Source organism: Vibrio sp. T9 (assembly GCF_003123985.1).
GTDB lineage: Bacteria > Pseudomonadota > Gammaproteobacteria > Enterobacterales > Vibrionaceae > Vibrio > Vibrio diabolicus.
This window is the reverse complement of record NZ_NIGY01000007.1, coordinates 322,823-348,217: the sequence shown is the minus strand read 5'-3', so window position 1 is coordinate 348,217 and position 25,395 is coordinate 322,823. Positions and strand designations below refer to the sequence as shown.

At 45.2% G+C, this 25,395-nt stretch carries 23 protein-coding genes; 19 read left to right on the top strand and 4 right to left on the bottom strand.

Annotated features, from left to right (window positions below; translation table 11 throughout):
* Positions 1–282 precede the first annotated feature (282 nt).
* Positions 283–747: a phosphohistidine phosphatase SixA gene (sixA, locus tag CBX98_RS16540; RefSeq protein WP_109169787.1), complete on the top strand. Its 465-nt coding sequence runs from the start codon at positions 283–285 to the stop codon at positions 745–747.
* A gap of 99 nt (positions 748–846) precedes the next feature.
* Here sixA and smrB read toward each other — a convergent pair whose 3' ends face one another.
* A complete protein-coding gene (smrB, locus tag CBX98_RS16535; RefSeq protein WP_046875553.1) occupies positions 847–1,377 on the bottom strand; it encodes an endonuclease SmrB in 531 nt (176 codons plus the stop codon).
* A 63-nt stretch (positions 1,378–1,440) separates the two neighbouring features.
* Between smrB and prmB the strand changes: the two genes are divergently transcribed.
* The gene (gene prmB / locus CBX98_RS16530; protein ID WP_005397909.1) at positions 1,441–2,373 is read left to right on the top strand and encodes a 50S ribosomal protein L3 N(5)-glutamine methyltransferase; all 933 of its coding nucleotides are present in this window, start codon (positions 1,441–1,443) and stop codon (positions 2,371–2,373) included.
* 179 nt (positions 2,374–2,552) lie between these two features.
* Entirely contained in the window at positions 2,553–3,638 is a 1,086-nt protein-coding gene (gene aroC, locus CBX98_RS16525; protein WP_005397911.1) for a chorismate synthase, read from the top strand.
* A gap of 84 nt (positions 3,639–3,722) precedes the next feature.
* Here the strand turns inward: aroC and CBX98_RS16520 are convergent, their stop codons facing one another.
* A complete protein-coding gene (locus CBX98_RS16520) occupies positions 3,723–4,346 on the bottom strand; it encodes a trimeric intracellular cation channel family protein (RefSeq protein WP_005397913.1) in 624 nt (207 codons plus the stop codon).
* A gap of 333 nt (positions 4,347–4,679) precedes the next feature.
* Here CBX98_RS16520 and CBX98_RS16510 point away from each other — a divergent pair, with 333 nt between their 5' ends.
* The 3 genes from CBX98_RS16510 (at position 4,680) to CBX98_RS16495 (ending at position 6,169) form a co-directional block, all read left to right on the top strand.
* Positions 4,680–5,210 carry an elongation factor P hydroxylase gene (locus tag CBX98_RS16510; protein WP_109169786.1) on the top strand — a complete coding sequence of 177 codons (531 nt, stop codon included), beginning with the start codon at positions 4,680–4,682 and terminating at the stop codon, positions 5,208–5,210.
* A gap of 25 nt (positions 5,211–5,235) precedes the next feature.
* A complete protein-coding gene (locus CBX98_RS16505) occupies positions 5,236–5,499 on the top strand; it encodes a YfcL family protein (protein ID WP_005397926.1) in 264 nt (87 codons plus the stop codon).
* A gap of 145 nt (positions 5,500–5,644) precedes the next feature.
* Positions 5,645–6,169: an NADPH-dependent FMN reductase gene (locus CBX98_RS16495; protein WP_053808780.1), complete on the top strand. Its 525-nt coding sequence runs from the start codon at positions 5,645–5,647 to the stop codon at positions 6,167–6,169.
* Between the two features lie 76 nt (positions 6,170–6,245).
* Here the strand turns inward: CBX98_RS16495 and mnmC are convergent, their stop codons facing one another.
* Positions 6,246–8,264: a bifunctional tRNA (5-methylaminomethyl-2-thiouridine)(34)-methyltransferase MnmD/FAD-dependent 5-carboxymethylaminomethyl-2-thiouridine(34) oxidoreductase MnmC gene (gene mnmC / locus CBX98_RS16490; RefSeq protein WP_109169785.1), complete on the bottom strand. Its 2,019-nt coding sequence runs from the start codon at positions 8,262–8,264 to the stop codon at positions 6,246–6,248.
* 128 nt (positions 8,265–8,392) lie between these two features.
* Between mnmC and fabB the strand changes: the two genes are divergently transcribed.
* The 10 genes from fabB to purF all read left to right on the top strand — a co-directional run bounded on the left by fabB (position 8,393) and on the right by purF (position 22,240).
* Positions 8,393–9,604 (top strand): beta-ketoacyl-ACP synthase I, encoded by a 1,212-nt coding sequence (gene fabB, locus CBX98_RS16485; RefSeq protein WP_006741726.1) that lies wholly within the window; start codon positions 8,393–8,395, stop codon positions 9,602–9,604.
* A 341-nt stretch (positions 9,605–9,945) separates the two neighbouring features.
* Entirely contained in the window at positions 9,946–11,079 is a 1,134-nt protein-coding gene (locus tag CBX98_RS16480; protein WP_085342870.1) for a 4-phosphoerythronate dehydrogenase, read from the top strand.
* Positions 11,076–12,089: an aspartate-semialdehyde dehydrogenase gene (locus tag CBX98_RS16475; protein WP_005397941.1), complete on the top strand. Its 1,014-nt coding sequence runs from the start codon at positions 11,076–11,078 to the stop codon at positions 12,087–12,089. The genes CBX98_RS16480 and CBX98_RS16475 overlap by 4 nt, the downstream gene beginning before the upstream one ends.
* A gap of 197 nt (positions 12,090–12,286) precedes the next feature.
* Entirely contained in the window at positions 12,287–16,162 is a 3,876-nt protein-coding gene (locus tag CBX98_RS16470; RefSeq protein WP_109169784.1) for a FimV/HubP family polar landmark protein, read from the top strand.
* A gap of 138 nt (positions 16,163–16,300) precedes the next feature.
* On the top strand, positions 16,301–17,095 hold the full coding sequence (gene truA, locus CBX98_RS16465) for a tRNA pseudouridine(38-40) synthase TruA (RefSeq protein WP_046874498.1): 795 nt from the start codon (positions 16,301–16,303) through the stop codon (positions 17,093–17,095).
* Positions 17,096–17,292: 197 nt separating this feature from the next.
* Complete coding sequence (gene accD, locus CBX98_RS16455) at positions 17,293–18,219, top strand: acetyl-CoA carboxylase, carboxyltransferase subunit beta (RefSeq protein ID WP_005397203.1); 927 nt, start codon at positions 17,293–17,295, stop codon at positions 18,217–18,219.
* Between the two features lie 46 nt (positions 18,220–18,265).
* Positions 18,266–19,528 carry a bifunctional tetrahydrofolate synthase/dihydrofolate synthase gene (folC, locus tag CBX98_RS16450; protein ID WP_109169783.1) on the top strand — a complete coding sequence of 421 codons (1,263 nt, stop codon included), beginning with the start codon at positions 18,266–18,268 and terminating at the stop codon, positions 19,526–19,528.
* Positions 19,529–19,542: 14 nt separating this feature from the next.
* Positions 19,543–20,136, top strand: a complete 594-nt coding sequence (locus tag CBX98_RS16445) for an SPOR domain-containing protein (protein ID WP_109169782.1) — start codon at positions 19,543–19,545, stop codon at positions 20,134–20,136.
* A 61-nt stretch (positions 20,137–20,197) separates the two neighbouring features.
* A complete protein-coding gene (locus CBX98_RS16440; protein ID WP_005380590.1) occupies positions 20,198–20,689 on the top strand; it encodes a CvpA family protein in 492 nt (163 codons plus the stop codon).
* Positions 20,690–20,725: 36 nt separating this feature from the next.
* On the top strand, positions 20,726–22,240 hold the full coding sequence (gene purF, locus CBX98_RS16435; protein WP_005397209.1) for an amidophosphoribosyltransferase: 1,515 nt from the start codon (positions 20,726–20,728) through the stop codon (positions 22,238–22,240).
* A gap of 66 nt (positions 22,241–22,306) precedes the next feature.
* On the opposite strand, the gene CBX98_RS16430 is transcribed toward purF, so the two are convergent.
* Complete coding sequence (locus CBX98_RS16430) at positions 22,307–23,182, bottom strand: LysR family transcriptional regulator (RefSeq protein WP_005397211.1); 876 nt, start codon at positions 23,180–23,182, stop codon at positions 22,307–22,309.
* A gap of 288 nt (positions 23,183–23,470) precedes the next feature.
* Here CBX98_RS16430 and CBX98_RS16425 point away from each other — a divergent pair, with 288 nt between their 5' ends.
* From CBX98_RS16425 to CBX98_RS16415, 3 genes are all read left to right on the top strand, one after another.
* Positions 23,471–24,577, top strand: a complete 1,107-nt coding sequence (locus CBX98_RS16425) for a response regulator (protein ID WP_005397213.1) — start codon at positions 23,471–23,473, stop codon at positions 24,575–24,577.
* A 225-nt stretch (positions 24,578–24,802) separates the two neighbouring features.
* Positions 24,803–24,934, top strand: a complete 132-nt coding sequence (locus CBX98_RS26795) for a hypothetical protein (protein WP_005380608.1) — start codon at positions 24,803–24,805, stop codon at positions 24,932–24,934.
* Positions 24,935–24,961: 27 nt separating this feature from the next.
* Positions 24,962–25,354 carry a YbaN family protein gene (locus CBX98_RS16415; RefSeq protein ID WP_041852909.1) on the top strand — a complete coding sequence of 131 codons (393 nt, stop codon included), beginning with the start codon at positions 24,962–24,964 and terminating at the stop codon, positions 25,352–25,354.
* The last annotated feature ends 41 nt before the right edge of the window (positions 25,355–25,395 follow it).

The following is a 25,395-nucleotide window of genomic DNA, read 5'->3' as shown; positions in this document are numbered from 1 at the left end:
TGTTATTCGTAGACTTCTGCACAGGCCCATCGCGTTTGCGTATGGGGAAGAACTGTTTGAATGAATGCTCTGAACTCATAGCACAGTTAAATACTGTGATGAACTGAGTACATTCTTTTTAATAGATTGTTAAGAAAGTCGCTATCTTTAGCAAGCGAATTGGTATAATGAACAGATAATTATATCAGTATTTTTGTTTCGTCATTATTAAAGTTAGCCCCGTCTATCTAATAAAGATAGCAGTCAACCTTTTGGTAGCGTTAGCTATCCCTAGGAAATAACATGAAAATATTCATCATGCGTCACGGCGAAGCCGAGCATTTTGCAGATTCAGACGCAGCCCGACAATTGACCCCAAGAGGCCGAGTCGAATCAGAAGCGGTTGCGAGAGCCTGTAAAGAACAAGGTTTTGCGCAATTCGATAAAGTGTTGGTGAGTCCGTACATTAGAGCTCAACAAACTTGGCAAGAGGTCAGCGAGTATTTTGCTGCAAAAAGCATCGAAACTTGTGAAGATATTACACCTTACGGTCAATCTGAGCATGTATTTGATTTTGCAAGTGCATTGATTGAAGTGGAAAAACTAGACTCGCTTCTGCTTGTCTCTCACTTGCCTTTGGTTGGCTATCTCACTTCAGAGTTTGTAAAAGACATGGCACCACCGATGTTTCCTACATCAGGTCTAGTGTGTATTGAATACGATCTACAAACGCAAAACGGTGAAGTGCTGTGGCATATTACGCCATAAGCATCGAAACCAAATAAGCATTTAAACATTAGATATCCAGAGTTAAGAAAGGCAGGAAATTTCCTGCCTTTTTGTTTAATTGCTTCTACAGTGAGCTAGTTACTTTTCTGGAATCGAGAGCAAAACTAACAACGCACCATCACCGCCGAATTCTAGTGGCGCTTGGTGGAAAGCCATTACGTCTGGGTGTTGTGCTAACCAAAGTGGCGCTTTCTGTTTCAGGATGTGTTTACCAATGCCATGTTGCACACACGCACAGTGAATCTCGTTTTTGACGCAGTAGGCGATCATCGCACCAAGTTCGCGTTTAGCTTCTTGTTGTGTCATGCCGTGCATATCGAGGAATACGTCCGGTACATACACGCCGCGACGCAGACGTTTAACTTCATAAGTGGAGACGTCGTCACGTGCATAACGAGTTGGGCCATCTTCATTTAAGAGAGGGACAAACTCGTCGGAGAAGTAAAACTCAGAATCACTCGCTTCACGGTTGGAGCGCTTGATTTCTTTTTGCTTAGTATTTTTTTTTGGTTGCTGGATTATGGTATCCTGTCGCAACTTTTTTACGCCCTGTACTGCTTCCTGAAACAAGGCGAAATCGTCATCGTGTTCGGTGTCTTTTTTGCTCATTAGGTAAACAATTTCATTAATAAACTTTTATTGGCAGTATTGTAGCGCTTTTCGGAGGCAATTTTGGATAAGATTTTTGTAGAAGAAGCGGTATCGGAGCTGCATACCCTTCAAGATATGATTCGTTGGACGGTAAGCCGCTTTAACGCAGCGAACCTGTTTTACGGTCATGGTACTGATAATGCGTGGGATGAAGCGGTTCAGCTTATCCTGCCAACCTTATACTTGCCGATTGATGTGCCTCCGCACGTATTAAACTCTCGCCTAACGACCAGCGAGCGTCTGCGTATTGTTGAGCGTGTAGTAAAACGTATCAATGAACGTACACCAACTGCATACCTAACCAACAAAGCTTGGTTCTGCGGTCTTGAATTCTTCGTTGATGAGCGCGTACTTGTGCCACGTTCTCCAATCGGTGAGTTGATTCAAGCAGAATTCCAACCTTGGTTGGTGGAAGAGCCTGCGCGCATCATGGACCTATGCACAGGCAGCGGCTGTATCGCAATTGCATGTGCTCACGCGTTCCCTGAAGCTGAAGTGGATGCGATCGACATCTCTACAGATGCTCTACAAGTGGCTGAGCAAAACGTACAAGATCATGGCATGGAGCAACAAGTGTTCCCAATTCGCTCTGACTTGTTCCGCGATCTACCAAAAGAGAAGTACAACCTGATCGTGTCTAACCCCCCATATGTGGATGAAGAAGACATGAACAGCCTGCCAGACGAGTTCACACACGAACCTGAGCTTGGTTTAGCCGCCGGTACGGATGGCCTAAAACTTGTGCGTCGTATTCTTGCAAACGCACCAGACTACCTAACAGATAACGGCATTCTTATCTGTGAAGTTGGCAACTCAATGATTCATATGATGGAACAGTACCCACAGATTCCGTTCACTTGGATTGAGTTTGAGAACGGTGGTCACGGCGTATTCATGCTAACGCGTGACCAGCTGGTTGAGTGTGCCGAAGAGTTCAAACTGTACAAAGACTAATAGGGTCTTGCACTAAACGTCAAAACACCGAGCTTTATGCTCGGTGTTTTTTTATGCATAACTCGCCGATATTAACTCTTTACATCAAAACGTAATAAAGCCACTATGAATCCACGAAGAATTGGAAAGCAGTTGCGCTCTGGTTTGAGAGGGCGTAGCGATAAAAACTTGAGGAAGTAATGGCAGGAAACAGTATCGGACAACATTTCCGAGTGACGACATTCGGGGAAAGTCACGGTATCGCACTGGGATGTATCGTAGACGGATGTCCTCCGGGGTTAGAAATTACAGAAGCAGATCTGCAAATCGATCTCGACCGCCGTCGTCCAGGCACATCACGTTACACCACACAACGTCGTGAACCGGATGAAGTTAAAATTCTTTCTGGTGTTTTTGAAGGCAAAACCACAGGCACATCGATCGGTTTGCTAATTGAAAACACCGATCAGCGCTCAAAAGATTACTCGGACATCAAAGATAAATTCCGTCCGGGTCATGCTGATTATACTTACCACCAAAAGTATGGCATCCGTGACTATCGAGGTGGCGGCCGTTCGTCTGCTCGTGAAACCGCAATGCGTGTGGCGGCGGGTGCAATCGCGAAGAAATACTTGAAAGATGAGTTTGGTGTTGAGATTCGCGCGTATTTGTCACAAATGGGTGATGTCTCTATCGACAAGGTAGATTGGAACGAAATCGAAAACAATGCGTTCTTTTGCCCAGATGTGGACAAAGTAGAAGCGTTTGACCAACTTATCCGTGACCTGAAAAAAGAAGGTGACTCTATTGGCGCGAAAATTCAGGTTGTGGCAACTAACGTGCCTGTTGGTCTTGGTGAGCCTGTATTTGATCGTCTTGATGCCGACATTGCACACGCGCTAATGAGCATTAATGCGGTGAAAGGCGTTGAGATTGGTGATGGCTTTGATGTGGTAAACCAAAAAGGCAGTCAACACCGTGATACGCTTGCTCCTGAAGGTTTTGGCAGTAATCACGCGGGCGGTATTCTTGGCGGTATCTCAACTGGTCAAGACATTGTGGCTAACATTGCGCTTAAGCCAACATCAAGCATCACAGTTCCGGGTGAGACCATCACAAAAGAAGGTGAGCCAACTCAGTTGATCACCAAAGGCCGTCATGATCCTTGTGTGGGTATTCGTGCCGTACCAATAGCTGAAGCGATGCTAGCGATTGTGGTGATGGATCATTTGCTGCGTCATCGTGGTCAGAACCATGGCGTAACAACTGAAACACCGAAGATTTAAGCTTAAAAATAAGCTTGATAAAGAGACAAAAGGCTGCTCAATGGGCAGCCTTTTTAATGTGTTTTCATTACGCGTTTAGATAAGTTAATGGAGTGAGCCTTCCGTTTCCAAATTGAAAGAAGGGAGACGCCACTTAAAACGTACCGCAGCCATACGCAGCATATAACCGGTGATCAGCGTAATGATAGTGGCTGTTACATCGGGAATATTAAATTCTAATAGCGCTAAGTACATTCCTGATGCGATAAGAGCGACAGAAGCGTAAAGTTCTTCATGCAGTACCAACGGTGTTTGGCGACAGATTAAGTCGCGGAGTAGACCACCGAATACACCCGTTACTAGCGCTGAAACCATACAAATTCCAGGGTGTAAGCCCATGCCCATCGCAATCTTAGTTCCGATGATGCTGAACACGATCAAACCTAACGCATCAAGGCGGATGAATAGACCTTTTAGCTTAATCACCCATTTAGCTAAGCCTGTGGTAAGTACACCCGCAACACACGTGATTGCTAGGAACTCTGGGTTTTTTACCCAACCAAGAGGGTAGTGCCCCAGTAAAATGTCACGTACGGTGCCACCACCAATGGCCGTTGCACTGGCCACCAACATAACACCAAACCAGTCCATTTTTCTTCTACCAGCACTCAACGCACCTGTCATGGCTTCAGCCGTGATACCAATGATATACAACACACTTAGCAACATAGAGAGACACTCAACGTAAAAAGTTACTACGTTCTACATGAATCATCGTAGGCGCAGCAACAATACTTACAAAAGGTTTTATCATTCTTAAAAAGTGATTAAAACCAGCAACATGCCTGTAATCAAACCGCTTAAAAAACAGCAGTTTGAGCAGCATCAAAATAAGGCGAGAGTGTAGTAGCAAATGAGTACGCTGACGAATGAGAAATTATATGGAGAAAGCGATGTTCAGATAAATTCAACTAATAACCAAAACTGTGGGAGCATCTTTACCTTATAGATAAAAACAGCGACAATACGCAGCGCATGTCAAACTGAAGTACAAACTCGACGATGACCCACGAATACCAAGACCTTATCACCATTTTCAATGACACCTTTTTAGACCAATTTAATACGAAATTGGAGTTAGGTGGTGATGAGCCTATTTATCTTCCTGCTGATGATGAGCATCCTCATCATCGGATTATTTTTGCTCGGGGTTTTTATGCCTCCGCATTACACGAAATCTCGCATTGGTGTGTGGCAGGGCCTGAGCGTCGTTTGCTGGAAGATTTTGGCTATTGGTATGAACCCGATGGGCGCACGGAAGAAGTTCAAGCGGAGTTTGAGAAAGTTGAAGTGCGTCCGCAAGCTTATGAATGGATTCTGGCACAAAGTGCTGGCTTCCCTTTTACGGTGAGTTGTGACAATCTACACGGCGATTTTGAACCAGATAGGCTCGGCTTTATGCAGAAAGTGCATAAAGAAGTGTTGGGTATTTTGGAAGCTGGCTTGCCTTTGCGAGTGAGAATGCTTTCGGATGCTCTGCGTGCGTTTTACCAAACCAAGCCGCTGGAAGCGTCAGACTTTTGCGTTAAATAACCTCAAATAACCTCAGAGATACACCATGATTATTGAATTTGAAGAAAAACTACTGGAACTGATTGATGCTCGAATTGAAACAGCATCTGACGATGAATTGTTTGCTGGTGGTTATCTACGTGGTCACATCTCTTTGTCTGCGGCATCTTGTGAAGAAGAAGGCATTAGCGATATTACTGAACTGAAGTCACGCATTGAGAGCAGTTTGGAAGACGCTCGTACCGAATTAAGCCCAGCTGATCGCGCGATCGTCAGTGACTTGTGGCAAGAACTGCAGGCTCAGGCTTAATCTCCGAACGTCGTTCTCCGTTTATTAGTCCAAGTCATTTACTACTTCGAAAAATTCGAACCTCTCCATAAAATTTTTGTGGTTGTAGCGAAACTGTTCAACTTTTATTCTGGTTAGCATAAAACGTGAACAAAGGATTACAACCATGAAAATTGTCGCATTTGGTGCTTCTACCAGCTCTACCTCAATCAATAAACTACTTGCTACTTACGCAGCAAACCAAGTCGAAGACGCTCAAGTGAACGTTTTAGACTTAAACAATTATCAAGTACCGATGTTTAGCGAAGACAAAGAGAAAGAAATTGGTCAAGCTGAAGGTGCTGTCGCATTTTTACGTGATTTGGCTGAGGCTGACGCTATTGTTGTTTCCTTCGCAGAGCATAACGGCTCATACCCAGCAGCGTATAAAAACCTGTTTGATTGGGCGACGCGCATTGAGCGCAACGTATTTCAAAACAAGCCGGTCGTTTACTTAGCAACTTCTCCTGGCCCGGGTGGCGCACAGAGCGTTCTTGCGGCGGCAACAGGTTCCGCGCAATTTTTCGGAGCAGATGTGAAAGCATCGCTATCTGTGCCGAGCTTCTACGAGAACTTTGATGTGGAGTCTGGTGAGGCGGTAAATCCGGAAGTAGCAGAGCAAGTGAAACAGGCAATTGCACAGCTGAAGTAATTTCAACACGAGTGACTTAATGAGTTAGCGATTCCCGACACATACCTGCGTCGGGAATGTAAACGAGAGAATACTCTTACAGCTCAGTAATGGCTTTGCCTTTTTTTAGTTTACGAACCCACATTCGACTTGGATGAAGTTCGGTCAATACATCAACAGGTAATGGCAGCGGGTCTCCACAGATTTGCGAGGCCAACACTTCAGCTAACAATGGTGCAGAGCTCAGCCCACGAGATCCTAAACCTAAGAAGCAGAATAGGTTAGTGAACTGATGAACGGTTTCTACCTCTTCTGCTTTTTGATTTTGTAAGTTGGCGTATTGCGTTTTGATCGTCTCAAAGTCACCCACATTTCCGACAAATGGTAAGTGATCTCGGCTCACGCAGCGAATACCTTGACGAGATCGATTGCCACTGATATCTACCTCTTTTGGCCATTCTTGGTTCGGTACGCACTTAACTAACTTTTCTGCGTTATCCTTCTGAGCGTTTTCATCAAATTCGTAGTCTAGGTGACTGCGATCGTAGCTTGCGCCTATGCACAGGTGCTGATTGTTTGGGTTAACAGGCGTCATGTAGCCGTCGTAACACAATACCGTTTTCAATTGACTCAGCGTTTCGGTTGCTGGAGCATGACTGACTTGCCCTTTCACCTGTCCCATCGGCAGGGAAGCGGTTTGGCTCAATGTCTGGAACTCATGACCATTCGCAATCACAACGGTTGAGTGCTCAAATGTTTGACCATTGACCGTTAGTGTCCAAAGCTGATGCTCTTCATCCCAGTTTAATGCTTCAACGTGATGTTCAAACTTCGTTGAGAGTAACGATGTCTGTTCTAATTGTTTGATTAACCCACGCGTTAGCTCGGCAGGGCACAACCACCCTCCCATTGGGTAGTACACAGACGACATATCGATAGGTAATCCGATAGTATTCGCAGTTTCCTCGGCGGACAGTTTTTGAATCAATTCAGAAGGAAAATTACCCGCAAGCATCTTTTCCAGCTTATCAGCAGATTTTTCATCCCACATTAGCTGAGTTACACCACACCAATCGTGATCGAATGTAACCGACTCCGCAGCTTGTTCAATAAATTGTCTTGCAAACAAAAATGCAGGAGCAAACACACGCGAAACGCCAGTATGGGGACCGTTCAACAATGGATACACGGCCCCTTGACGATTACCCGACGCTCCTTCGGCTGGTTGAGTGTCTTTGCAGTAAAGCGTGACGTTTTGGCCACGACGAACTAACGTTTTCGCTAACGCCGCGCTGGCTATACCACCACCAATGATAGCAATCGAATCAAGATTGCTGGACGCCGTGCGATTGAACCAAGGGAGATGGTTCGACTGCTTTTCACGTTGTTCCATCGAACCTGCGATCATTTCTCGCTTGGTGCCAAAGCCTTTGACCTTTTTCATTGCAAAGCCTGCTTCGTTCAACCCTCGACGCACAAAGCCCGCTGCGGTAAAAGTGGCGACTGTACAGTCTTGCTTGGCTAACTTAGCCATGTTGTTGAACAGATTTTGGTTCCACATTTCTGGGTTTTTACTTGGCGCGAATCCATCTAAAAACCAAGCGTCAATCAAACCTTGTTCGTTGTATGGGACTTGCGGCATGCAGTCTTTGATGTCGCCAAACCAAAGGTCGAGTGTAATTGCGCCATCTTCAAGCACAATGCGGTGACACTCAGGTACGGCGACAGGGTAGTGCTTTTGTAACTTTTCCGCGTACTCAGCTAGCTCAGGCCAAGCTTCATGCGCCTTCTTTAAATCCGCTTGGCTTAGCGGGTATTTTTCAAAGCTAATAAAATGCAGCTCTTTCAATACTGCGTTTGGATGCTGACGACGAAACTCACTAAACCACTGGCATACTGCTAAGAAGTTTAATCCCGTGCCAAATCCTGTTTCACCAATGACAAAACGTCTTTGGTCAAATTCCTGCCATCTTTCTGGGAGATGATTTTGTTTTAAGAAAACGTAGCGTGTCTCTTCAAGACCGTTTACGTTAGAGAAGTAAACATCATCAAATTGGTCTGAAACCGGAGTACCAGCTTCGTTCCAACCAAGTTCTGCGTTTTTTATTGAAGTCATAATGGTGCAAATTTGTGATTTGGCGCGGTAAGAATGGGGCGATTGTACGAATTTATGGGAAAGCTGACCACTTTTGTTGACTATCTTAGTTATCATCTAGCGGATTTTTGAATTATAGGAATGTCATAATGAAACGAGTCGTAATCACCGGTATGGGTATTGTTTCAAGTATCGGTAACAACGTCGAAGAAGTTCTAGCGTCTCTTAAAGCGGGCAAATCTGGCATCACTGCATCTGAGCAGTTCAAAGAACACGGTCTTCGTTCGCAAGTATGGGGTGACCTAAAAATCAACCCGGCGGAACACATCGACCGTAAGCAGATGCGCTTTATGGGTGATGCGGCTGCTTATGCATACCTATCAATGGAGCAGGCAATCGCAGACGCTGGTCTTACAGAGGATCAGGTTTCAAACGATCGTACCGGTATCGTTGCGGGTTCTGGCGGTGCTTCTGCATACAACCAAACGGTAGCGACAGACACGATGCGCGCAAAAGGCGTAAAACGAGTTGGCCCTTACATGGTTCCTCGTACTATGTCTTCTACGGTTTCCGCTTGTCTTGCTACGCCATTTAAGATTCGTGGTGTGAACTACTCAATGAGCTCTGCATGTGCTACTTCTGCACACTGTATCGGTCACGCGATGGAGCTTATTCAACTTGGTAAACAAGACATTGTTTTTGCTGGTGGCGGTGAAGAGCTTGATTGGTCTCAAACCATGATGTTTGACGCTATGGGTGCGCTGTCAACGAAATACAATGACACTCCAGACAAAGCATCTCGTACGTATGATGCGGACCGTGATGGTTTCGTTATCTCTGGCGGTGGCGGCATGCTGGTTATCGAAGAACTTGAGCACGCTCTAGCACGTGGCGCGAAAATCTACGGTGAGATCGTAGGTTACGGTGCGACGTCAGATGGCTACGACATGGTAGCACCATCAGGTGAAGGCGCGATCCGTTGTATGAAGATGGCGATGCAAGACGTTGACGGTGTGGATTACATCAACACACACGGCACGTCGACACCAGTTGGTGACGTGAAAGAGCTTGGTGCGATCCAACAATTGTTTGGTGAGAACAGCCCAGCAATCTCTGCAACAAAAGCAATGACTGGTCACGCACTAGGCGCCGCTGGTGTGCACGAAGCGATTTACTCAACACTTATGCTAGACAAAAACTTCATTGCTCCAAGCATCAATATTGAAAACTTGGACGAAGCAGCTCAAGGTCTGGACATCGTGACAGAAGCACGTGATGCAGAGTTAACAACCGTAATGTCAAACAGCTTTGGCTTTGGCGGCACAAACGCAACTTTGGTTATTAAAAAGTACCAAGGTTAACTGAATTTGTTGGCGCGCCACGTGAGTGAGTACAGCGTCAACAATCCAGTTTCCAGAGCTTGATCAGTCACACTGATCGAACAGACGCAGACTCTATCCCATGGAGAGCGGGATAGGATCCTTTTGTTCTGGAACTTTGCCCGGCTATTTAGCCGGGCTTTTTCTTTTCTCAATTTCTGCTTTTTACATTGCTTCCCGTTAAACGATTTCTTTGGAACTAATCTCCTTGAGGTTTATTAGGGTTATTTCTTGAGATTTTTCGGGAAAAGGGCACAATCGCTTTAGTTTCGCATCTTGCGAATAAACGAACTCATACAAATGGATGTTAAAACGCTGGCGCTATGAAAATTATTGTTGATGAAAATATGCCGTACGCTGAAGAGCTATTCAGCCAACTCGGTAACGTAATTCTAAAACCAGGTCGTACACTGACGGCTGATGATTTAGTGGATGTTGATGCCCTAATGATTCGCTCAGTCACCAAAGTGAATGCTGACCTGATCAGCAAAGCAAACAAGCTGAAGTTTGTTGGTACCGCAACAGCAGGTATGGATCATGTTGACCAAGCACTTTTAAAAGAGAAAGGCATTTTCTTCACTGCGGCGCCAGGGTGTAATAAAGTGGGGGTGGCGGAATACGCGTTCAGCGTGATGATGGTGCTCGCTCAGCAACAAGGCTTCTCGGTATTTGACAAGACGGTAGGTATTATTGGTGCAGGCCAAGTAGGTAGCTACCTAGAGAAATGTTTGAAAGGCATGGGGATTAAAGTTCTCATCAATGACCCATTCAAACAAGAGGCTGGTGATCCTCGTAGCTTTACTCCGTTGACAGAACTGATTGAAAGCTCAGACATCATTACACTACATACGCCAATCACCAAAGATGGCCCATATCCAACTCATCATTTAATTGATGAAACGGTTTTAAACTCGCTTCGTGGTGATCAGATTTTGATTAACGCCGCGCGAGGTCCAATCGTTGATAACGAGGCATTGAAGCAACGTCTTTTGAAAAACGACGGTTTTACCGCAGCGCTTGACGTATTTGAATTTGAACCAGAGGTTGATATGGAGCTTCTGCCTCTGCTAGCATTCGCAACCCCTCACGTTGCAGGCTACGGCTTGGAAGGGAAAGCTCGCGGTACGACGATGATTTTCAACAGCTACTGTGAGTTCTTAAATAACGAATTACGTGCGCATGCCAGCGATTTACTGCCAACCGCGCCTGTTCCTACTATGGTATTGGACAGAGCTTGGGATGAAGCAACACTGCATAACATCACGCAGTTAATCTATGATGTGCGTAGAGATGACGCTCTTTTCCGTCGTGAGATCAGTAAGCCAGGTGCTTTTGACCTGATGCGTAAAAACTACTGGGATCGCCGTGAATACAGCGCTGTCACGCTAGTGGGTAACAAAACATGTAACCTTGCTCCATTAGCAGAACTAGGTTTTCAGATTGAGGTAAGTCAATGAGCCAGCAATATAATGTTGCCATTTTAGGTGCGACCGGTGCGGTCGGTGAAACAATTTTAGAAGTGCTTCAAGAACGTAAATTCCCAGTGGGTGACATTCACTTGTTGGCAAGTGAGCGTAGCGAAGGCAAGACTTATCGCTTTAATGGCAAAACGGTTCGTGTACAGAACGTTGAAGAGTTTGATTGGTCTCAAGCTCATATTGCGTTGTTCTCTGCTGGTGGTGAACTATCTGAAAAATGGGCGCCAATCGCGGCAGATGAAGGTGTTATCGTTATCGACAACACTTCACACTTCCGTTATGAGTACGACATTCCTCTTGTTGTGCCAGAAGTAAACCCAGAAGCGATTGCAGAGTTTCGTAACCGTAACATCATCGCGAACCCAAACTGTTCGACCATTCAAATGCTGGTGGCACTAAAACCAATTCACGATGCAGTGGGTATTGAGCGTATTAACGTATCTACATACCAATCCGTATCTGGTGCGGGTAAAGCGGGCATTGACGAACTAGCAGGTCAAACGGCTAAGCTTCTAAACGGTTTGCCAGCGGATAAGAAGCAATTCTCTCAACAGATTGCGTTTAACTGTATTCCGCAAATCGATCAGATGATGGAAAATGGCTACACCAAAGAAGAAATGAAAATGGTGTGGGAAACACAGAAGATCTTTAACGATCCATCAATCACAGTAAACCCAACGTGTGTGCGTGTGCCGGTATTCTATGGTCATGCTGAAGCGCTTCACATTGAGACTCGCTCTCCAATCGATGCACAAGAAGTCGTTAACTTGCTTGAGCAAACTGACGGTATCGAAGTCTTCCACGGTGATGACTTCCCGACACAAGTGCGTGATGCGGGTGGTAAAGATCATGTTATGGTTGGTCGTATCCGCAACGATATCAGCCACCACAGTGGTGTAAACTTGTGGGTTGTGGCGGATAACGTGCGTAAAGGCGCAGCAACTAACGCGGTACAAATCGCTGAAGTCCTGATCCGCGATTACTACTAAGTCACTTACAGTTCATTTCAAAGCCTCGCACTGTGCGAGGCTTTTTTGTACGAACGGAACAAAATAGTGTGAGATTAGTACGAATATGGCGAGAGCCACACATTTTTTATTCTCAACGCTATAGTTTTGCATGTGATATCCGATATATTTAACCGATCACCATTTCAAATTGTATTTAGCACAAAACTGAGCCTTCTATGCGTCAAAATTATAAGCGTTTGTTAGCAGCCCTTGTGTTGATGAGCGCGACTCAGACATCATCAGTGGTTCAAGCCGAAGGAATTCGTCTTGTTGGACCGTCTGGTGAAGTGCAATCATCTCCGAGCTATGCTGAAGATATTGAGCGAGCATTACCTGCTCCTCCTGCAAATACTCAGCCGTCACGTTTCTTTGGTCCGACTGGTGAAAATCAAACACTATGGTCGATCGCTTCAGAATTAAGACCTTCACGCGGTGTTACCGTTCAACAAACGCTTCTTGCCATTTATCGAATTAACCCTCAAGCGTTTGAGAACCAAAACATTCATGAGTTGATTCCAGGGAGTCGACTACGAGTACCGTCTCTAGAGCAAGTGCAAAGCGCGACTACAGAGCAAGCTGTTGCGATCATGAAGGCGCACGAGGCTAAGTTAAAACAGCCGAAGCCGACAAATAGAGCCACGCCAGCACAACGCGTCACCGAGCAACCAAAGCCACAAATAAAAGTAGAACCCAAGACTGTTGCTCCTAAACCAGAAACCACTGTAGCTGCGGAACCAAAATCGGTTCAAAAAACAATACCAGTTATTCCTGCGCCACCTGTGAACACCTCTCCGCAGGGTGAAAAGCAGGTCAGTGCGTTAAAAGACAAACTTCAAGGCTCACAAAGTGAATTAGAGTCATTGGAAGAGAAGAACCATCGTCTTCGCTTAATGTTGTCAGAAGTGCAAAGCGAAGTTGAAACCTTGAAAAATGAGCTGAATGACGAAGAACGCATTCGCTCGGAAGTCGAGAAACTGCTTGCTGAAGAGCGCCAACGCCTTGCTGAGCAACAACGCATGCAGCCAAGTACGATTGACAAGATTCTGTCTAATGGTTGGCTTGTCGGCTTAGCGGCGCTTATTCCAGGTGCATTGCTAGCACTGTTGGTTGTGATGTTGCTTGGTCGCCGTTCTAAAAACAAAGAGGAAGAGCCTGCTGCGCAATCGCCGCAGGAAACCGATCCATTAGCTGCGCCAATTGGTTTAGCGGCGACGGACGAGCTGGATGAAGAACTCACACTTGATGATGAGTTGTTCGCAGATGAAGATATAAATACTCAGGCTACACAAGAAGAGAAGCCAGACTTAGAAGAAGACGTCTTTGCCAACCTTGACGATGAAGAACTTGATTTCAATCTAGAAGGGGACGATGACCCATTTGCGGGTATCGGTGATGACGGCGACCTGGATGTTGGTCTGGATGAGTTTGAGTCATCAAACAATGGTATCCAAGTTAACGGCGAAGAAAAAGCGCTTGGTTTAGAAGAGATGGAGCGAGCCTTAGATGAGGTTGCTCCAGAACTAGAAGTGCTCGATGACGATGAGGCTGGCTTCGATCTTTCAGATGATACGAACGAGAAAGCAGACTCGCTTTCAGACGACGCATTTGCGGAACTACTTGCAGCAGATGAGCCGTCAGAAGAGTTACCAAGTGACACTGTCGATCAGGATATGCTTGATGACTTGTTTGCGGAACTTGGCAATGACGACTTCGACCTAGATACCGATGAACCTGAACTAAAACAGCCCGTATCGGATGATGATTTCAGCGCAGGAGAGGCATCTGATGACGATATCGATAAGCTATTAGCTCAATACGAGCAGCCTGTTACTGAGTCGACAGAAGTTGAAGGTGACGCCAGCGAAGACGCCGTTCTAGATGAAAACAGTACGGACTTACTCGATGAACTGATCGATTTTGACGAAGATGAAACAGACGACGAGTTTGACCCACTGAATGAGCTAGAAGCACTCTCTGGTTTTGAAGGTGATGACTCGATTGAAGAGTTAGATGCAGATAGCACAGATTTACTGGATGAACTCATTGATGACGTCACATCCGAACTTGATGAAGAGACAGGAACTGAGACTGAGTTAGACCCGTTTGATGATCTGATTCGAGAGGACGAAAGCCCTGCACAGAATAAATCGCAAGAGGAAGAGTTACTCGCTTCACTTGGTTTTGGCGAACCAGACGGCGACGAAAAACCATCTTCAATAGCCGAGTCAGAGCCCGCTCATGAAGAGCCGGAAATTGAGTCTGGGTTGGACATGGACGCTTTATTAAGTGAAAGCCAACCAGACACGCAACAAGCTGCAGAAGAGCAACCATTAACCGAGCCAGAAGCTGCTTCAGAGCCATTTAGCAGCGATGAATTTCTTGGTGATTTAGAGGACCTCTCACCAGAGAATGATCCTTTAATGAGCGAGCTAGACGACCTATTTGAGTCAGACAGTGAAGAACTTCTGCCAACAGAACAAGAAAAAGCGGATTTTTCTGCTGAACTTGACGCTCTATTTGATAGTGAAGATGACTTACCGCAGCAAGTTGAAAAAACACAAGCGGAGATAGAGGAAGCTTCATCTCTACAGCAAGAGGCTACCGATACTGATTCAACACAAGAACCATCTGTGGAGTCCGATGCTGAGGTACAGCCTCACGTTGAGCAAGAGGAAGACATTCCAGCCTTCACGCCGACACCAAATACAATAGAAAATGAATTCGGTGTTCCACAAGAAGAAGATTGGCTACTGGATGAGCCTGAATTGGACCCGGAAACTGAGTCGACCAACGATTCAGAAGATGAATTCAATTTTGATGAGCTAGATCTTCCAGAATTCAGCGAAGAAGATGCTCTAGCATCTATGGCTGGCGAACCTGCGTTAGAAACGTCCGAGTCCATTGAACCAGAACAAATTGAAGCCGACTTGCCAACTGAATCAGAAGATGAATTCAATTTTGACGAGCTGGATCTTCCAGAATTCAGTGAAGAAGATGCTCTAGCATCTATGGCTGGCGAACCTGCGTTAGAAACGTCTGAGTCCGTTGAGCCAGAACAAGTTGAAGCCGACTTGCCAGCTGAGTCCGAAGAAGAGTTCAATTTTGATGAGCTCGATTTGCCAGAGTTCAGCGAAGAAGATGCCTTGGCGTCGATGGAAGAAGAGCCAGAATTACTGAGCTCTGAGACTGCAGATATAGAACCAATCTCCGGTGAGGATGAAGAGTTAAGTTTTGACGACCAAGACCTTCCTGAGTTCAATGAGGAAGATGTTCTCGCGTCAATGAACGAGGGTGCGCCAGAGAGCCTTAAGGTTGAAGCAGAGACATCGAGACCAGCTATTCAAGCCGATAACGATCATGATGCTTTGTTTGAAGTCTTTGCGCAGCAAAACGGTTTTGATACTGAACCAGAAGTGCAGCCAACAGCGACAGAGGGTGAGCCGCTAAGTGACTTAGATGATGAATCTTCAATGGCTAACCTTCTTGCTGAAGACGCAAGTTCAGAGGTGTTTGAAGGTCAGTTAGACAGTGACACCATCGCAAGCGCAGGTATGGATTTTGAAACCATGCTTGATGTTGGAGATGATTGGGATGGCTTTAAACCCGCTGCCGATAGCGTAAGTTCTACGGAAGATGTGCCTGAGGACCAGCGTGATGTTTGGAATTCGAGTGACGCACTAAGTCAGCCAGAGATCGCGCAAGAAAACTGGGCAGAGCAAAGCGACTTGGATGACTTTGACCCGAAGAAAAATCAATTTATGACGATTGATGAATTGATGGCTCAGGTCGATAAAGAAGGTGGTGAGTTCGAAGAGGAAGATCTGAAGCTTGATGTCGGATTGAACGAGTTTCCAGATGTTATCGGTGAGATCGGCGATGTTGACGTAGATAGCAACGCGGAAGCTGCTGGAAAACTGGACCTTGCTAAAATCTATCTCGAGATGAACGATTCTCAAGGGGCGATAAAATTACTAGAAGAGGCGATTGTTTACGGTGAAGATGATATTCGCCGCGAAGCAAAGAGCCTGATTGATGCCATTAATGGCCGATAAATTGAAAAGGGTAGCCTTAGCTACCCTTTTTGTGTCTCGCTAGTATGATGCTACCTCTACGTCATCCTTGTTGAAACTGGCAACTTGAGGCGACTTGAGTATATACTTCCCGCCCCATTTTAGAGTTCGAAGGTTAAGATGAGAATCGCATTAGGTATCGAGTACAACGGTGCAAACTACTTTGGTTGGCAGCGCCAAAGAGAAGTGAAAAGTGTCCAAGAAGAGCTAGAGAAAGCATTGTCCGTTGTTGCTAATCACCCAGTTGAAGTGCAGTGTGCTGGTCGGACAGACGCTGGCGTGCATGGCACAGGACAAGTTGTGCACTTTGATACCAACGTTACTCGAAAAATGGTAGCTTGGACTATGGGCGCAAACGCGAACATGCCGAGTGATATAGCGGTTCGTTGGGCTAAGGAAGTCCCAGATGATTTCCATGCACGATTCTCAGCGACAGCGCGCCGTTATCGTTACATTATTTTCAATCATGCTTTACGACCTGGCATCTTAAACTCTGGTGTGAGCCACTATCATGGTGAGCTCGACGAGAAAAAAATGCATGAGGCAGGGCAGTATCTGCTTGGTGAAAATGATTTTACGTCGTTTCGTGCGGCGCATTGTCAGTCTCGTAGCCCATTTCGAAACTTGATGCATCTGAACGTTACGCGCCATGGGAATTATGTGGTTATTGATATTAAAGCTAATGCGTTCGTGCATCATATGGTTCGTAACATCACGGGTAGCTTGATAAAGGTTGGACGTGGTGAAGAGAGTCCTGAATGGATCAAATGGTTGCTAGAGGCTAAAGATCGCAAACTAGCGGGTGCGACAGCGAAAGCGGAAGGTCTGTACCTGGTAGATGTAGACTATCCAGAAGAATTTGGGTTACCTGAAGTGCCGATCGGTCCACTGTTTTTGCCAGATAATTTGAACTAATTTTACAAACTTATTTCAAAATATCGGTAGTGTTTACATTGAATGTGAGCGGAAAACATACGCTATTTATGATATCAAAAATAGGTACAACCAGTTTTTTATCTACAGTAGCTGCAAGATATGGTTTAATCCGTCGGTATTATGTCGAATTTATATCTTTCGCAATGAAGCGGAAGAGTTGAGAGAAAAGGTCTTCCATGAGTTGGCTTGAAAAGATTTTAGAGAAAAGCAACCTAGTAAGTTCACGCAAAGCTTCTATCCCAGAAGGTGTGTGGACTAAATGTACCTCTTGTGAACAGGTTTTATACCATGCTGAACTAGAGCGTAACCTAGAAGTTTGTCCAAAGTGTAACCATCACATGCGCATGAAAGCGCGTCGTCGTTTGGAAACGTTTTTAGATGAAGGCAATCGAGTTGAATTAGGTACCGAACTTGAGCCACAGGATAAACTGAAATTTAAAGATTCTAAGCGATACAAAGAGCGCATCTCTGCAGCACAAAAAAACAGTGGAGAGAAAGATGCGCTAGTTGTGATGCAAGGTGAACTGCTTGGTCTACCCCTTGTGGCGTGTGCGTTTGAATTCTCCTTTATGGGCGGTTCAATGGGTTCAGTTGTTGGTGCTCGCTTCGTAAAAGCGGTGGATGCAGCCATTGAAAACAACTGTGCACTTGTTTGTTTCTCTGCAAGTGGTGGCGCTCGTATGCAAGAGGCATTGATGTCTCTTATGCAAATGGCAAAAACCAGTGCTGCGCTTGAGCGTCTATCAGAAAAAGGTCTGCCGTTTATTTCGGTTCTAACTGACCCTACAATGGGTGGTGTATCAGCAAGTTTGGCTATGTTGGGTGATATCAACATCGGTGAACCTAAGGCGCTGATTGGCTTTGCTGGTCGTCGTGTTATCGAGCAAACAGTGCGTGAAGATCTTCCTGAAGGTTTCCAGCGTAGTGAGTTCCTGCTTGATCACGGTGCGATTGATATGATCGTTGACCGTCGTGAAATGCGTCAGCGTGTGGGTGGTCTAATCGCTAAGATGACTAACCACAAGTCTCCTTTGGTGGTTTCGGTTAACGAATCTCCAAATGAAGAGCCATATTCTGTACCAGAAGCGGACGAAAAAGGGTAAAGTATCAACTAACATAAAAACCAAAGAATTTAATGGTTAAAGTTAGATGACCCAAAACCCAATTCCTCAAGCCACATCTTCATTAGAGATGTGGCTTGATTATTTAGCAAATATTCATTCCTCAGCAATTGATCTAGGCTTAGACCGTGTCCAAGCGGTAGCAAACAAAGCCAATCTTACCAAACCAGCTCCAACCGTAATCACTGTTGCCGGCACCAATGGCAAAGGCTCAACGTGTGCGTTAATGGAAGCCATTTTACTCGATGCTGGCTATTCAGTCGGTGTTTACAGCTCTCCGCACCTGATTCGTTACAACGAGCGTGTACGCATTAATGGCGTCGACGTTGTAGATGCAAAGCACTGTGAAGCATTCGACTATGTAGAAAAGCAGCGTGGTGATATCAGCCTTAGCCTCTTTGAATTCGGTACGCTTGCTGCGCTACGTATTTTCCAAGCAGAGAAAGTCGACGTTGTGTTGCTTGAAGTAGGACTTGGCGGCCGTCTAGATGCCACCAACGTTGTTGACCATGATGTTTCTGTTATTACGAGCTTAGCGATCGATCATGTGGATTGGCTTGGTGATGACATCAATGTCATTGGTTTTGAAAAGGCAGGCATTTACCGTTCAGGGAAGCCAGCAATTTGTGGTCAACCAACGCCACCGGCGACCGTGGCGGCTCATGCTGACGATATTGGCTCTGAGTTCTTCCAAGTTGGTATTCAGTATGATTACCAACTAACTAATAATGGTTGGAAGTGGAGCAGTGGTGCATTTGCGTTAGAGGATTTACCTGTTCCATCGTTACCGCTACAAAATGCGGCAACAGCATTGATGGCGTTAGGAGCATCGGAATTGCAAATCACTGACATAAACATTGTCAATGGCTTGAATAATGCTCGCCTGGCAGGGCGTATGCAGGTACTGCATCACGAACCTGAAATAGTCCTTGATGTCGCTCATAACCCGCACTCTGCTGAGTATTTGGTAGAGAGAGTGAAGCAACAATATCTGGGTAAGAATATCCATATTGTGGTTGCAATGCTGCATGACAAAGACATTAAAGCAACCATTGAAGCGCTAACTCCAGTTGCAACACAATGGTATCCAGCGTCGCTTACTGGACCGAGAGCGGCGACAGCTGATGAATTGTGCCAATACTTACCTGATGGGCAAGTTCATTTTGAAAACCCTGTTGACGCCTTTGAGAATGCAAGAAGCCACGCAAAGCAAGAAGACGTCATTCTGGTGGTTGGCTCATTCCATACCGTCGGAGAGGTATTGGAACATTGGCAATCAAATAATAAATAAGTAAAGGTATTTTGATGGCAAGTAAATTCCAAAGTCGTTTAGTCGGCACCATCATTCTAGTCGCAGTCGGAGTGATTGTTCTTCCCGATGTGCTAGATGGTAAGAAACTGCACTACAAAGAAGAATTTGCCAGTATTCCTATCAAACCTGAACTTGATAGTGATGTGGAAAACTTCGAAATATTAGAGCCAGTGGAAGACGACATAGCGTTACCGGACTCTCCAGTTGAAGCGGTGGTGCAGGAGCAAGAGGGCGCCCAAGTGGCTGCTTCTGAGCCTGACCCAACGCCGACGCCTAAACCAGAGATCATCAAACAGCCAGAGCAAGTTGAGGTGGCCACTCGTCCTGTGCAAGAAAAAAATCAATATGAAGATTCTGCTTGGATCATTCAGTTGATGGCGCTTAAGAATCACGAAAATGCGGTCGCGCTTGTCGCTGATTTGCAAAAGCGTGGCTATCAAGCTCATACAAAGAAAGAAAACGAGTTTACGAGAGTGATTGTTGGTCCTGATGTGTCAAAAAGTAAACTTGAACGACAAGTCAAGGAATTACAAAAAATTACAGGCTCAAAAGGTCAATTGCTTAAATTTAAGCCATTAAATCCATAAGAAAACGTTTGCGTCAGCATTTTTTCTGTTAAAATGCGCGCCAACTTAAGATGAAGAAAACATGAATTGGATAGATTTTATCATTTTAGGTGTGATCGGATTTTCAGCTCTGATCAGTTTAGTTCGCGGTTTTGCTAAAGAAGCTTTGTCTTTGGTGATTTGGTTTGGAGCGTTTTTTATCTCCAGCAACTACTACGCCAAATTGGCGGTGTACTTCACCAACATCGAAGATGACATGTTTCGTAACGGAGCGGCGATTGCGGCTTTATTTGTCGCGACCTTGGTAGTTGGTGCAGTGGTGAATTACGTCATTGGTCAACTGGTACAAAAAACAGGGCTATCAGGTACGGATCGAATTCTTGGGATTGTATTTGGTGGTCTACGCGGAGTCTTAATTGTTTCTGCGGTGCTGTTTTTTATGGATGCGTTTACTGCATTCCCAAGCTCGGATTGGTGGAAAGATTCACAGTTGATCCCTGAGTTCAGCCGTATCATCGCCCCATTCTTCGAGCATTTACAAGCAACATCAAGTTTTCTGTCTGGCACTATCTAGTAGTGCCAGCTACTGTCGCAAATCGAGGATTAGGACATGTGTGGTATTGTTGGAATCGTGGGCACAACGCCTGTAAACCAGTCTATTTATGACGCGTTAACGGTGTTACAGCATCGTGGCCAAGATGCCGCTGGTATTTGTACCATAGAAAGCAATCGTTTTCGTCTGCGCAAGGCGAACGGTTTAGTCAAGGATGTATTTGAAGCAAGACATATGCAGCGCCTGCAAGGCGAGGTCGGAATTGGTCATGTTCGTTACCCAACAGCAGGCAGTTCAAGCGCTTCAGAAGCTCAACCTTTCTACGTAAACTCTCCTTTCGGTATTACACTTGCCCACAATGGCAACTTGACCAACGCTAACGAAGTTCGTCAAAAGCTGTTTGAAAAAGATCGCCGTCATATCAATACCACTTCAGACTCCGAAGTATTACTAAATGTACTGGCGCACGAAATTGACTCAGTAAAAGGGAATGTCACGACAGAAGACGTATTCCGTGCAGTCACCAATGTGCATCGCACAATTCGTGGTGCTTACGCTGTGACTGCCATGATTATCGGTCATGGTATGATTGCATTTCGTGATCCACACGGTATTCGCCCTCTATGTTTAGGTAAGCGTGAAGTTAATGGCAGAGCGGAGTACATGGTTGCGTCTGAATCGGTAGCATTGGATGCCGTCGGTTTTGATTTTGTCCGTGATGTTGCACCTGGTGAGGCAATCTACGCAACGTTTGACGGTGAACTGTACACGAAGCAGTGTGCAGACAATCCTAAGCTGAACCCTTGTATTTTCGAGTTCGTGTACTTTGCTCGTCCAGACTCGTTCATCGATAAAATTTCGGTATACAGTGCTCGCGTTGAAATGGGTAAAAAGCTAGGCGAACGTATTCGTGAAGACTACGCAAATCTTGATATTGATGTCGTTATTCCTATCCCTGAAACATCGTGCGACATCGCACTTCAAATCGCTCAAGCGATCGATATCCCTTACCGCCAAGGCTTCGTGAAAAACCGTTACGTGGGACGTACGTTTATCATGCCTGGTCAGCAACAACGTAAGAAATCTGTACGTCGCAAGTTGAATGCAATTCGTTCGGAGTTCAAAGATAAGAATGTGTTGCTGGTGGATGACTCTATCGTTCGTGGTACTACGTCAGAACAAATCATCGAAATGGCACGTGATTCTGGTGCGAAGAAAGTGTACATGGTATCAGCAGCACCAGAAGTTCGATTCCCGAACGTGTACGGCATTGATATGCCAAGTGCTACCGAGCTTATTGCTCATGGCCGTGACAACGATACAATTTGTAAGCAGATTGGTGCTGATGCATTGATTTATCAACGTCTAGAAGACTTGGTTGAGGCAGTCGGTCTTGGAAACCAAGATATTACTCAGTTCGATACATCCGTGTTTAACGGCGAATACGTAACGGGTGATATTGACCAACAATACCTAGACTTCTTAGATGGTCTTCGTAACGATGATGCGAAAACACAACTTGAAATCCAACAGGATTTAGCAAACCTAGAGCTGCATAACGAAGGCGCATAATAGGCGTTTTCTTGAGGCGTAAAAAAACCAGAGCTCCGGCTCTGGTTTTTTGTATTCGCTATCGAATTAGTGAATGTTGTAAGCGATCACAAAGTCGATAAAGAGACGAACTTTCTCTGGCAGGTGATCTTTGTGGTTGTAAAGCATATAAATGTCGCGCGGGTTTGCACTCCAATCTGGCAGTATGCGTACCAAATCGCCGCTTTCGATGTATTCTTTGATCATGACATCTGGCATTAGCGTGATGCCTAAACCTTCGGAACAAGCACTGCGTACTACATTTAGTGCATTCGCCTGAAAGCGACCACGATCAACGTTTACGACAGACTCGCCTTTGCTATTAATTAAGGTCCACTTGATAAGAGGGTAGCCTTTTAGCAATGAATGGTTAGAGAGCTCTTCTGCGTGGTTTGGTGCCGGATTCGAGGCAAGGTAGTCAGGACTTGCGACAAGAATATCCTTCACTTCGCCAATCTTGCGTGCGATCAGGCTAGAATCACGTTGGGGCCCCACTCGAAAAATGACATCCCATTCAGTCGGGTCAAGCTTGTCTGCATTATTTTCTGTCGTTAGTTCGATATTGATGTCCGGATACTGCTTCATAAAGCTGTTGAACATCGGCATCATCATGCGCTTAGTTAAGTTATAAGGCGCCGATATCTTAATCTTGCCTGATGCTCCTCGGCAGTCGTCAGTGATTTCCTCTGCTGCCGTGGTTAGCCTTTGTAGCAAAGGGGAGCACTCATGGTAAAAACGTTCCCCGGCTTCTGTAAGCGAGAGTTTGCGAGCGTGACGGTTCAATAGTCGAAGATTGACAGAGTCTTCTAGCGCTTGAATGCGTCGGGTGATGGTCGCAACCGGGATCATGGTTTTTCGCGAAGTTGCGGTGTAGCTCCCATTTTCGACAACCAGTCGAAACAGGTTTAAGTCATCTAATTTCATATTTCCAGACACATTAAATTACCGATTACGGCTAATTTATAATTAACTTTGTGATCAAAGCTTGCTTTAAGTCAACATGTTGCATCATTTGAACACAGCAACCCTGTTTGAGTAAATACTGTTATACCCCGTAATATTTGTATAAACGCCGTTTTCAAGCTACGTTTTATAACAAGGCGGAACGGCCTCAAGTCTTGCTGCGCAACGTTTCGCCGGATGTAAACACAACAAAAATAATGACTTAATAATAAATCTGTTTTTTGACTTAGCTTTGTGAGGTGTAAAGGTATGTTTAAGACTCACAGTCAAACGGCAATGGTCTCGGCACAGGAAGTGGTTAATCAAAAACTAATTATGTTGGTGGATGATGATCCAATATTTCGTAAAGTAACCAATGCTTATTTAGAAAGTCAGGGTTTTAAAGTAGTAGAAGCTGAAAACGGCCTAGAGGCGCTTCAACAACTCAGGGAATGCCAACCCGATCTTATCTTGTGTGATTTATCGATGCCGGTATTAGATGGCATTGAATTCGTCGAAGAAGTCAGTCTTGAATATCCATACTTGCCGCTTATCGTGGTATCCGGCACGGATGAAATGTCCGATGTTGCGAAAGCGTTGCGATTTGGTATTAAAGATTTTCTTCCTAAACCGATAGGTAATTATGAGCACCTATCTCAGGCGATAGACAATACGCTCGAAGATACCGATAGCCATTTCTCCGAACAGCGAGACTTTTCAAGTCAGTGGTTCCGAGTCGATGACGGTGGCGAAATCCCAGATGAGCAAGAGCTTCACTGGCATCTAGAGTATTTGCAGCAGAACCCGAGTGCTGCAAGAGATTTACTGCATGCTCTATTGCCAGAGAAAGATGCTTCTCAAGGTGATTGGCGCTGCTCATACCGTTTATTGCAATCGACGGACGTTATGCCACTGGTGTTCGATTATCGTTGGTTAATGAATGGGCAATTTGCGTTCTATCTCGTTGACTCTGCTTCCCAGAGTAATGATGGTGTCGCGACGACATTGCTTGTTAGGGCTTTGTTTGACGATTACCTGCGTAATTTGAAGAGTTTCAGTGCTGATCTGAAGGATATGGTAGGGATCATTGAAAAAGGAATCGAGTGTTCAGAGTGCGCTGGTGCGGTTAATGCTGTATTTGGTGTCGCCGATCTGGCTTCGTCCTCCGTTTCTATCCTGCCTGCGGGTTTAGATAGCCATTGGTCTGACGGAAATACTAATCAACATATCGCGGCAGGTAACTGTTTAGGGGCAGGAAGTATGAAAAACTTCATAACCCGAGATTTACCGCTAGGTGTTGCTGGTCAGTTATCCATCGGTTGTTTAGGCTCTTCAAGTTTTAGCTTAAATATTGCCCGGAAATCACGACTGGTATAATTCTGACTTCATAACACAATAAGCAGCGTCTTGGCGCTGCTTATTGTCTTTTTAGAACCACAAAAAAACAACAAATGCTCGAACAATAACCTTACTTTTTGCTGGTGTTTAGATTTGGCTGTTTAAGGTATAGTCAACGCCTAAAACAATAATGACCCATTTGTGCAACGATAATTTAACGCCGTGCCTTGGGAGAAGCAAAGTCAACTAGTGAGAAGATACATCATGGCAGACAAAGATTTTAAAGAGCCTTATAATATTTTTTACTTTTTAGGTTTCATTGCAGTACTTTTAATTCCAACACTACCTGCAACGCTAACCTGGCTTCGTGTAATGAATGGTTACGCAGGCTTTTAACCTAGCTATTTTGTACCGGAGTTCACCATTCGTATTAAGCGTTACTTTTTCAATACCGTTGGTGGACTCTGTATTGTGCTCGGCATTGCCGGCATAGCCCTTCCGCTTTTACCCACCACTCCTTTCATTCTACTTGCTAGTGCATGTTTTATGCGTGGTAGCCCCGCATTTCATCATTGGCTGCATAACCACAAAACGTTTGGGCCGATTCTCGATAATTGGCATAAGCACCGGGCTGTTACTTCAAAAGTAAAACAGCGTGGCGCCATTTTTATTGCACTTAGTTTCATGGTTTCAATCGTTGTTGTTCCCCTTGTTTGGGTGAAAATTGGTCTTTTAGTGATGCTAATCGTTTTACTCGGCTGGTTTATGCGTCTGCCTGTGATTGAGTTGGTTGCTGACAGAGAAGAAAATCACTAAGATTGTAGAGAATAGTGTGCCCGCTCTTCGAGTGGGCGTTT